Here is a 9453-nt window from a genome sequence, read left to right on the forward strand (position 1 = left end):
CCTCGTGGTCGTCGTCATCCCCGGCGGCGCCCGCATCGTCCACGGCCACCTGACCACCGCCGCCTTCAGCGCCTTCCTCCTGTACCTGCTCCAGCTGGTCACCCCGGTCACCATCGCCGCCACCGGCATCGGCCGCTTCCAGGCAGGCATGGCCGCGCGCGCCCGCTTCGACGAACTGTTCGCGCTCGAGATCGAATCCGATGCCCCGAACGCCCGCACCCCGGATGAGCAGCGCGAGGCCCCGGCCGTGGAGTTCGCCGGCGTCCACTTCGCCTACCCCGGGGCCCCCGACGTCCTGAACCAGCTCAACTTCACCGCACCCGCCACCGGCCTGACAGCCATCGTCGGCCCCTCCGGCATCGGCAAGTCCACCACCCTGTCCCTGATCGAGCGCTTCATCGCGCCCGACAGCGGCACCATCTCCATCCTCGGCACCGACATCGCCAGCTGGCCGCTGGCACAGCTCCGCAGCCGCATCACCTACGTCGACCAGCAATTCACACTCGTCGAAGGCAGCATCCTGGAGAACCTCCAACTGGGCCGAACCGATCCGGCGACCTTGGAAGAACTCCGCACAGCCCTGCGAGCAGTCGACATGCTCACCGCCATCGACGCCCTGCCCGACGGGATGGACACCGTCCTCGGCCGCGAAATGGACCTGTCCGGCGGACAGCGCCAGCGCCTCGCCCTCGCGCGGGCCCTCCTCACCCAAGCCGACATCGTCCTGCTCGACGAGCCGACCTCCCAGATGGACGGGATCAACGAGAAGCGCTTCCGCGACGTCGTCGACAAACTGGCCCGCAGCCGCGCCGTCATCGTCGTCGCCCACCGCCTCACCACCGTCCAGCACGCCGACCACGTCGTCATGTTCTCAACGGGCAACGACACGACAGCCGGCACGCACGACCACCTCATGGAGCACAGCACCGGCTACAGGGAACTGGTCACCAGCCAAGCGGGGCACTGACCGCCTACGGCGCCCTGCTGCCGTAGACGCCGACCAGACGGTCCGAATCCCTCACGCTCGGTCCGGCCCCGCGTCCCTTCCCCCGAGGAGGCCGCACCGCTGACAGCCTGCGCCGCGGCAACGCCCGACGCGAGGTGCACGAGATGTAGAACGCCGGCCCCGGGTCGCTCACGCGAGCCGGGGCCATTGCTCATTCCTGGACCCGACGGCAGCGGGCGTCGCCGTGTCGCAGTTGTTCTGGACGGGGCGTCGACGTTGCTGCCCCAGTCCCAGTCCCAGTCCCAGTCCCCGGCGCGGTGGGCGACCGGTCCGTTGCTGTCCAGGCTCCGCAGGGTCAGGTACGCCCTGACCGCCGGTAAGCGCCGGTAAGCGCCGGTGACGGCGCCGGCGTCGCCGGTGTAGAGGTAGTACGTCCAGAACGACCACACCGAGGCGAGCATCTGCACCGGCAGTTTCCTGAAACGGACACCGCCGCGGGGAATCGGCAAGGGTTGCGGGCTGGGCAACGGTTGACTCTCCACTGCCCGCCTGCTCCGCGTCGGTACAGTCACCAGCACCCCTGGACGTCACCGGAACAGTCGCCAGAAGCAACAACCCGGCACCCCCTGCCGCACCCCACACTGGAAGCGTTGGGTAGGCCCCGCCGGAGCATCGGTCGGCGGCGTCCGTGTCGCCCTTGCCGTTGTTGTGCTTGGACCCCCTTGCCGGCCAAATGATGACAGCGTATTCGGCCGGCGCCTCCGGGCCAGCGGATACGCAGGGAGTATGGACGTACCCGGTCAGCGGCGGCCTGTGGTCAGGATTACGAGGAACTGGCCGCCACCCGTCTCGATGCCGGCGGTCACCGGCAGTCCCGGTACCAGTCGGGAGAAGCGGTCCACCAGCCAGTCTGCCGCCTCTTGGGCGTCCTTCCTGGTCGGGCAGCGGCCCACTATCTCGCGCCCGCCCTTGCGCTCCAGTCTCCCGGCAACGGTGATCAACGGGGCTGGTTCGACCACGTACAGGCGGTCCGGCCAGGCGATGACCGCCTTGACCGCGCCTTTGCGGGTGTTGCATCCGCGGTGCGCGAGCCGCTCGGCGACCTTGGCTTTGCGGTCGGCGGTCCGGCTGTCGACGCTGGGCCCCCGCGGGTCGTTCACCGACATGTCGGGGTCGACCGGTTCGTCGCATATCCAGCATCGCCAGCCGTCACGCTGGGCCACATCTTCAAGGAGGCTCACCCGGACCAAACTAGCCTGCCCGGGCGCCACCTTGCGCATCGGACTCCAAGGGTTGTGCCTGGACTCCGCAGCCAGCTGAGGTGTCAGCGTCGTTAGCCTGTCGCCCTGCCAACATGATTGCCCAGCGTCCAGGTGTCCCGGTCCCTTGCCACGTCAGGTGCGGGGGACGTCCTCGAATGCGCGCAGCAGTTGTCGTTCGGAGTCGCCGAGGTAGACCGAGAGGTGGATCTCCGCCTGGCGGGCGTCTCTTGTCTGCAGGGCCGTGAGGAGTTCGCGGTTGCGGGTGACGTAGGGGGCGTGGAAACGCTGCGGATCGCCCATGGTGTGAAAGGCGAGGCGCAGTTCGGCGTGGATGCGGTCCATGAAGGCCTCCAGTCGCGGCGATCCGGCCAGCCGTACGATCCCGCGGTGGAAGTGCAGGTCGGCTGTGGCGACGTCGGGCCAGCGCTGCTCGGCTGCCGCTTGCTCTCCCTCTTCCACGGATCTGCGGATCTCGTCGATCGCCCGGTCCGGAGCACTGGCCACCTCCCGGACGGCAGCGCCTTCGACCAGGCGGCGCAACCGGTAGAGCTCGGCCACGTCGTCGGCGTGGGCGGTGCGGACGAACACTCCGCGGTTCAACTCGTGCACCAGCAGCCGCTCGTGGGCCAGGAGCCGGAATGCCTCACGCAGGGTGTTGCGGGACACGCCCAGGGCCGCACCCACGGTCTCCTCGGACAACCTTGTACCGGGCGCGATGTGACCGTCCGCCACCTGTACCCGCAATACGTCGGCGACCCGCTCGGCGGTGCTGCCGCGGCCGAGGGGACCCTTGGCCCGTTCCAGTGCCGTAACCCAACCAAGGGGTGTGCTCGTGGTCATCTACCCGTCCTGAGGCGTCGTCGGATCCGCTGGCAGCGCCGGAATCTCGTTGAACAAAGTTACTCTCCTTCATTCCAGCAAGGAACAGGTGGAGAGGTGATTCCCAGGCTTATGAACAAAACTCCTTGATGGATCGTTGAACAATCCATACCGTGTGAGGGGGCAGCGCGAGCGGTGACTGCCGGGGCACAGGCGGAGGCGATCATGGGCGTGGGCCTTGAGGACAACGCGTGGAGTGCGGCTGACCAGCGGTCAGCCGCACGAGAGACGGCCCGAGGACTGGCTCCGGCGGCGGCGAGCCTCGCAGGGGCGTGCGCGTTATGGGCGGTCGTACGCCTGATCGCACAAGCCTCCTTCTCCACGCACGCCCAGTGGATCGACCTCGCGGGTACGCTCGCGCTTCTACTCGCCTGCTGCCTGCCCGAGGTCTGCCGCTTCCTGGGCCTCAGGTGGTTGCTGGGCGCACTCCTCCTGCTCGGGATACTGACCCTGCAGCGGTCCGAGGTGGACCAGCAGGCGTTGCACCACTTCGGGTGCACCGAACACGTCAGGGTCCTGAGCGTCCAGAAATCCCAGGACGGCATGAGCGGCGGAGAGATCGACTTCTACACCGTCTCCGTTCTCGACGGTCCGCCGCTGGCCCCGGTTCGGGGCGGCATCTTCACGGACTGGCACTGGAGGGTCGGCGGCACCTACGCGGTCACCGTCGACCCGCGGGGGCTGGCGACGGTCGGGCGGGGAAGCAACCCTGGTGCCCCCGTGGTCCAAAGGGCCCTGCAGGTCCCGCTCGGCTTCGGCCTGGCCTGCGCCCTGTGGCAGCCGGCGCACCGCCTGCGGTACCGCAGGCGCTCCGCGGCACTGTGCGCCTCGAAGGGGGGAAGCGCTGATGAGGGGTGACGGTCTGCCGGGCGACTCTCAGGCTCCACTGCCCGATGCGTTGTTCCTGGTGACCGCCGACCCCGAGCAGGTCCGGGAAGAACTGGTGAGGACCCCGGGGCCTGCGGGCCGACTGGCGGACGCGGTGTACCGGGCCTCGGCGCATCTGCACGGGCAGGCAGGTCCGCGGTCCCGACGGCAGCTGCTGGCGCTGGACGCCGCCCGCTACGGAGACCTGGGCTTGTCGGCACGGATCGCTGCCGTACCGGTCGGTGACGGGGCGGACTTGTCGTGGGGGGTCGCATGGGCGACCGGCAGCACGGTCGACCACCGGTTCCGGCACGCTCTGCTCGGCCATACCGAACGGGTGTGCTCGGTGGCGACGGGAGTGGTCGAAGGCCGCCCGGTGGCCGTCACCTGCAGCAGCGACGACCGCACGGTCCGGGTGTGGGACCTGGCCACCGGCCGCCCCGTCGGCGAACTCCCCATCGGGGACAGCGAGGTCCGTGCGGTGGCCACAGGAGTGCTTCGGGGCCGTACCGTTGTCGTCGCCGGCAGCCGGAACGGGACCGTCCGGGTCTGGGACCTGGCGACCGGCCACCCTGTCGGCAGCCCCCTGACCGGCCACACCGAAGTCGTCGGCACGGTGGCGACGGCGGTGCTGGACGGACGCCTGCACGGCATCAGCGGCAGCCGGGACGGGACGGTGCGGATCTGGGATCTGACGACCTGCCGGCTCGTCGGCGAAGCCCTCACCGGGGACAACGGCGGTGGCGAGACTGGCGACGGCCGTCATGGACGGCAGGTTCCGGGCGTGCTGACGTGTCGTCGCGGAAGGCGGGGTTGTCGGAACGGTTCGCTCACAGGTCCAGGATGGTTGCTACCAGTTCCCGGCGGTTGCGGACGCCGGTCTTCGCGAAGATGCTCTTCAGGTGGTCCTGCACGGTGGCTGCGGTGATATGCAGTTCCATGGCGATGGCCCGCGTGGGTAGGCTGGCGAAGACCCGTGCCAGGACGTCCCGCTCGCGTGGCGTGAGGCCGTAGGCGAGCGGCAGCACCTCGGCCATGTCGGCGGTCGAGGCCGGGTGCATCGTCACGGCGAGGGGTGTCGGGTACGGGCCACCGCTCAGTGGCGAGGCGTGGACCGAGAGCCACTGGCCTGACCGGCCACGGATCCGCCCGTAGGCCGGCAGCGTCGCGCCTCTTCCCCGCGCGGCGACCTCCAGGACGGCGATGGGCAGCTCCGCGCCGGACGAGGCCAGTTCGTCGCGCCAGAGTTTCGCGGCCGGATTCTCCGAGAGCAGCCGCAAGTCCTGATCGAGCAGGAGCACGCCCGCCTCGGCCGGGCCGGGAGCGGTGTGGGCAGGTGCCCGGTGGACGGCCCGGCGCAGGGCCGCAGCCACCGGGGCGGACAGCCGCCGCAGTACGGCGACGTCGGTCGGGGTGAAGTCGGGCCGCCCACCGCCGCGGAACAGGGCGATGGCGCCCCAGCACTGGTGGTCCACCACGAAGCTCGCCCGCAGCTCGTGCCGCGCGTCGATCATCGGGAGCACGTCCCGGTACCGGTGGCTGGACTCCGGGTCACCGCCAGTGGCCGCACCGAGCGTGCCTGCGGACACCTCGGAGCGGGCGAGTGCCGCGAACTTCAGTACGTCGTCCACCAGGTACTCGTTGTGCACGGCGGCTGCGGCGGCGGCCGGTGTGAGCCCCGCACTCACGTCGTCGGTGATCAGCAGCGTTGTGGGGTCGATCGCGCCGAAACAGTAGGAGTCGGCCGGGACGAGCCGCGTCAGCCGCTCGGCGATCCGGCGTCGCAGCTCCCGGGAGCCGAGGTCGAGGCGGCAGATCGCCTCGATGTCACGCACGGTCTCGCGCTGGGCCACCGGGGAACTCACCGGCCGAACTGTATCCCAGAAGTGTGGGATGGCCGGCGGCTGCCCCGATGTCTACCTTCAGTCCGGAAAGCGGAAGGCCAAGGCACAGGAGGTAACGCGGCATGTCCCCGTCCATGCTCACCGTCGGACTTGATCCCGCGCTGGTGGACGACGCGCCCTCGTCGCGGGCGGCGTTCCCCCAGATCGACGCCGAAGTGGTCCGGGCCGGCGTGGCTGCCGGGCGGGCCCGGCTCGAGGAACTCGGCTTCACCGTCGACGTCTGTCTGCTCGACTACGGCCGCACGGCCGAGGCGGTCTACCGCGCCGCGCTGTCTGGGAAGGACTACGACATCGTGGTGATCGGCGCCGGCGTCCGGCTGGACCCGGCGCTGACCCCGCTCTTCGAGGTCTTGGTCGACGCCACCCGCGAACTGGCACCCGGTGCGAAGCTCTGCTTCAACGTGAGCCCGTCGACAACCGCCGAGGCCGTCCAGCGGTGGTGGCCCGAACGTAGGCCACTGGTCCGGTAATCCAGCCGGACTTGTCCATCAGTGCTGGTCAACGGCTTGGGTGTGGAATATATGGCGGCTGGGCGAGGGCCGGGGCGGTCTTTGCCGGGCGGTCCCACAAACGTGTCGCCGTGCTGCTTGTCGTGGCCACGCGTTCGGGAGGCCCTTCCACAGGAGGAGGACGCCCGGCACCCCCTCCATGGCGCCGGGCTCTCGCCGCGCCGCGCCAAGACGGCCCTGCGCGCAGGGGACCAGCGGCCGCGGACCACCGTCAACTTCCCGCTGTCGCCACGGGTAGCGTCCGCCCAGGTCGTTGGAACGTCCACGACCAGCAGAGTCCGGTAGCCAGGCAGGCGCGGCGGACCAAACAAGGAAGAGGTGCAAACGCATGGGTGCCAGCGGCATCGTCGATGAGACCGAGACCGCAGGGGTCGACCCGGCAGAGCCGTCGGCTCCCGCGTCGGACAGGATCGAGGGGGGCGTCTCGGCGGAGCGTCTGGTGCTCTTCACCGACGCGGTGACCGCGATCTCCATCACCCTGCTGATCCTGCCGCTGGTGGACCTCGTCCCGGAAGCCGCGTCCGCCCACGAGGGCGCCAGCGAGGTGATCACCGGTCATCTCGACCAGATCTGGAGCTTCCTGCTCAGCTTCGCGGTCGTCGCGAACATCTGGAGGGAGCACCACCGGTCCTTCTCATCGGTCACGAAGCTCACCCGCTCCCTGATGGTATGGAACACGGGGTGGCTGCTCTCCGTGGTCGTACTTCCTCTACCGACGGAGATGATCGGCGCCTTCGGCCGCGACCGATTCGTGGGGGCGTTCTACTACTCCACTCTCCTGGCAGGCATGGTCTGCCGGTTCGCGATGCTGAGGATCCTGAAAACCACGCCGGCACTCCTCGAGGAAGACGGCCTGGCGGCCCGCCAGAGGTCCGAGGGCCTGTATACCGAGAGCTACCTCAACGTCCTCGCCTTGATCACCGCCTTCGCCATCGCGCTCGCCGTACCCGTCCTGCAGTACTACAGCCTGCTGCTGCTCGCCGTCCTGCCGAGGCTGGCGCGTCTCCGGGGCCGACGCACCGCCCGCTGACCACGCTGAGCGAAACCGGTTCTGACCGTAGTTCCGTGGATCCCCGACACCACGTCGCGCCGATCTCCCTCAAGATCAGCGGCGAAGAGGGCGCGGAGGTGGTTCGCATGGGCGCTGGTAGTGTCGGCCCCCATGTCACAGGATCGTGGATCGCATCAGGTCGGATCGTTGACGGCACCGGCGTTGCTACCGGGGCCGGTCACGGCAGCCGATGTCGAACAGGCCGTTCGGAGAGCGGTCGCGACGCTGACAAGCGCGCTCACCGCGGATTGGCGCGTCCCAGCCGGTGAGTTGACGTGGGACTGCTGGGAGACCCTGGAGCACACCGCTGACGGGTTGTTTGCCTATGCGGCGCAACTCGGCCCGGCGCGACCACCGTTGGACGGTTTCGTCCCGCTGCGATGGCAGCGTGACCGGCCGGACGGGCCGCCGAACGTGGTGTTCGTGGACCGCGCCGTCGGCCCCGCCGGGCTGCTGCAGGTGCTGGAGACCGGCGGCGCCCTGCTGGCTGCCATGGTCCGAACCGTGTCCCCGCAGGTCCGTGCCTTTCATGCGTATGGAGTGTCGGACCCCGAGGGGTTTGCTGCGATGGGAGTGGTGGAGGCCCTGGTGCACACCCACGACGTCGCCGCGGGTCTCGCACTGCCCTGGGCCCCACCCGCCGACCTCTGCGACCGGGCCCTGGCCCGACTCTTCCCCGAGGCACCCAGGGACACCGACCGGTGGCCCACACTGCTCTGGGCGACCGGACGCGCTGAGGTGCACGACCACCCGCGGCGCGCCTTCGAACGCTGGCACAGTACTCCACTCGGGGACAGGACCCCCGTGATCGAGAACTGCCCAGAGTGAACGTTCCTGCACCCACGCTCTGACCTGGGGATTCACGGAACTGCGGTCAGAATCAAAATCACGGATCCTCATTACCGCCGCGCCTGCGCCCACCAGGGCGCGCACGCGCCGGGTTGCCTGCGGGTTCCACCGTCAGCGGGTCCGTGCCCGCCAGCGACGCCCCGGACCGCGGCAGTCCGGCCCGGCTCAGCACGCCTGCGCAGCCCAGGTCTCGGTGCGCGAGGCGCTGATCAGGGCGTCCAGCAGCGCCAGCTTCTCGACGTCGTCCAGCCCGAAGAAGACCGCCAGGGCGTGCAGCAGGGGGTAGCTGGGCACGACGTGTCCGGTTTCGACGGCCGCGTAGTGCGGCAGGGTGCACCCCAGCTTCCTGGCGGTCTGCTCCTGGGTCACCGCGGAGTCCTCCGTCTGCTGCGGCCCACGGACGACCCCGACGTCTTCGGGTACGGTCTGGGCCCGCCAGGACCGGAGAAGAAGCCGCAGAGGCGAATCCGGGGGTGTGGTTAGCATGGTGTTGGTCTGCTTCCGTTGCAGCCCGAGAGTTCGAGTGTCACCGCTCCTAGCAACTACCTCAGCGTTCCCTGTCATCAGTAACAGGGAGCCGCGGACAAGGTGGGCGGATGACCCCAAAGCTCGGCCCAAGCGAGGCGACTGAGCTCGGCCCAAGCGAGGCGACTGACCGCCCCGAAGGTGCTGCTGCAGCGCGGCCCCGGAGTTCCGGCGGGCCTGCCCCCCTTGCTATCGGATCCGTACCACCGCAGGCCCCCGGAACCGGTTCTGCTACCCGACACCCACCCGCGTGGACCTCCCGGGCCACCCATGGAGCCGACGCAGCCCAAACACCAGCATCGAACGAGACGTCAGACCCCCCGCCGCAGACCCGAGTTCGTGATTCTCGTGAGAAAGTGGCTGCTCATGTGGATGGAATGCTGACAGCACGCCCACTGACACCAGGCCGGCATGCCTCAGCAAGGGGGTCCAAGCCGAGGCACACCCAGGGGTGGCAGATTTTTCGCAAAGTCCGAACACACCAAAACTGATGCACTAACCCCCCGGGCACCCCGCCCAGTCGCTCCGCGCGTTAGCGCGGCAAGAGACGAGCACAGCGAGACTCGCCCCCGGACCGCGAAGCGGGCCCGGGCTCCACTCCTGAAGAGCCGTCAGGCTCTACAGGTCGAAGCGAAGCGGAGACCTGTGCCCCGCCGAAGGC

10 protein-coding genes are annotated in these 9453 nt (G+C 69.4%); 6 read left to right on the forward strand and 4 right to left on the reverse strand.

All coding sequences use genetic code 11. The features are described from left to right. A partial coding sequence (locus TR46_RS30180; protein ID WP_152626768.1) for an ABC transporter ATP-binding protein occupies nucleotides 1–967 on the forward strand: 967 nt, incomplete at its 5' end. A gap of 779 nt (nucleotides 968–1746) precedes the next feature. Here the strand turns inward: TR46_RS30180 and TR46_RS30185 are convergent. Next, complete coding sequence (locus tag TR46_RS30185) at nucleotides 1747–2187, reverse strand: hypothetical protein (protein WP_042407717.1); 441 nt, start codon at nucleotides 2185–2187, stop codon at nucleotides 1747–1749. A gap of 153 nt (nucleotides 2188–2340) precedes the next feature. Beyond that, nucleotides 2341–3048, reverse strand: coding sequence for a GntR family transcriptional regulator (locus TR46_RS30190; protein ID WP_042407719.1), 708 nt, complete (start codon nucleotides 3046–3048; stop codon nucleotides 2341–2343). A 204-nt stretch (nucleotides 3049–3252) separates the two neighbouring features. Here TR46_RS30190 and TR46_RS30195 point away from each other — a divergent pair, with 204 nt between their 5' ends. Beyond that, nucleotides 3253–3945, forward strand: a complete 693-nt coding sequence (locus TR46_RS30195; RefSeq protein ID WP_152626762.1) for a hypothetical protein — start codon at nucleotides 3253–3255, stop codon at nucleotides 3943–3945. Continuing rightward, nucleotides 3935–4882 carry a WD40 repeat domain-containing protein gene (locus tag TR46_RS45415; RefSeq protein ID WP_084719066.1) on the forward strand — a complete coding sequence of 316 codons (948 nt, stop codon included), beginning with the start codon at nucleotides 3935–3937 and terminating at the stop codon, nucleotides 4880–4882. The genes TR46_RS30195 and TR46_RS45415 overlap by 11 nt, the downstream gene beginning before the upstream one ends. Here the strand turns inward: TR46_RS45415 and TR46_RS30200 are convergent. Further along, on the reverse strand, nucleotides 4785–5819 hold the full coding sequence (locus TR46_RS30200) for a LuxR C-terminal-related transcriptional regulator (RefSeq protein ID WP_161790225.1): 1035 nt from the start codon (nucleotides 5817–5819) through the stop codon (nucleotides 4785–4787). The two genes, TR46_RS45415 and TR46_RS30200, sit on opposite strands and share 98 nt — an antisense overlap. 101 nt (nucleotides 5820–5920) lie before the next feature. Between TR46_RS30200 and TR46_RS42700 the strand changes: the two genes are divergently transcribed. The 3 genes from TR46_RS42700 to TR46_RS30215 all read left to right on the forward strand — a co-directional run bounded on the left by TR46_RS42700 (nucleotide 5921) and on the right by TR46_RS30215 (nucleotide 8246). After that, nucleotides 5921–6328 (forward strand): hypothetical protein, encoded by a 408-nt coding sequence (locus TR46_RS42700; RefSeq protein ID WP_042407727.1) that lies wholly within the window; start codon nucleotides 5921–5923, stop codon nucleotides 6326–6328. Between the two features lie 367 nt (nucleotides 6329–6695). Next, entirely contained in the window at nucleotides 6696–7397 is a 702-nt protein-coding gene (locus TR46_RS30210; protein ID WP_152626765.1) for a TMEM175 family protein, read from the forward strand. A gap of 291 nt (nucleotides 7398–7688) precedes the next feature. Continuing rightward, the gene (locus TR46_RS30215; RefSeq protein ID WP_369406015.1) at nucleotides 7689–8246 is read left to right on the forward strand and encodes a hypothetical protein; all 558 of its coding nucleotides are present in this window, start codon (nucleotides 7689–7691) and stop codon (nucleotides 8244–8246) included. A gap of 186 nt (nucleotides 8247–8432) precedes the next feature. Here the strand turns inward: TR46_RS30215 and TR46_RS40180 are convergent, their stop codons facing one another. Beyond that, entirely contained in the window at nucleotides 8433–8831 is a 399-nt protein-coding gene (locus tag TR46_RS40180; RefSeq protein WP_152626766.1) for a helix-turn-helix transcriptional regulator, read from the reverse strand. Between the last annotated feature and the right edge of the window lie 622 nt (nucleotides 8832–9453).

It is taken from the genome of Streptacidiphilus carbonis, assembly GCF_000787775.1.
In the GTDB taxonomy this organism is placed as follows: Bacteria; Actinomycetota; Actinomycetes; order Streptomycetales; family Streptomycetaceae; genus Streptacidiphilus; species Streptacidiphilus carbonis.

Bases quoted from the DNA above. Each gene is read 5' to 3' on its own strand.
- TR46_RS30190 (WP_042407719.1), bottom strand. From the start codon at position 3,048: ATGACCACGAGCACACCCCTTGGTTGGGTTACGGCACTGGAACGGGCC.
- TR46_RS30195 (WP_152626762.1), top strand. From the start codon at position 3,253: ATGGGCGTGGGCCTTGAGGACAACGCGTGGAGTGCGGCTGACCAGCGG.
- TR46_RS45415 (WP_084719066.1), top strand. From the start codon at position 3,935: ATGAGGGGTGACGGTCTGCCGGGCGACTCTCAGGCTCCACTGCCCGAT.
- TR46_RS42700 (WP_042407727.1), top strand. From the start codon at position 5,921: ATGTCCCCGTCCATGCTCACCGTCGGACTTGATCCCGCGCTGGTGGAC.
- TR46_RS30210 (WP_152626765.1), top strand. From the start codon at position 6,696: ATGGGTGCCAGCGGCATCGTCGATGAGACCGAGACCGCAGGGGTCGAC.
- TR46_RS40180 (WP_152626766.1), bottom strand. From the start codon at position 8,831: ATGACAGGGAACGCTGAGGTAGTTGCTAGGAGCGGTGACACTCGAACT.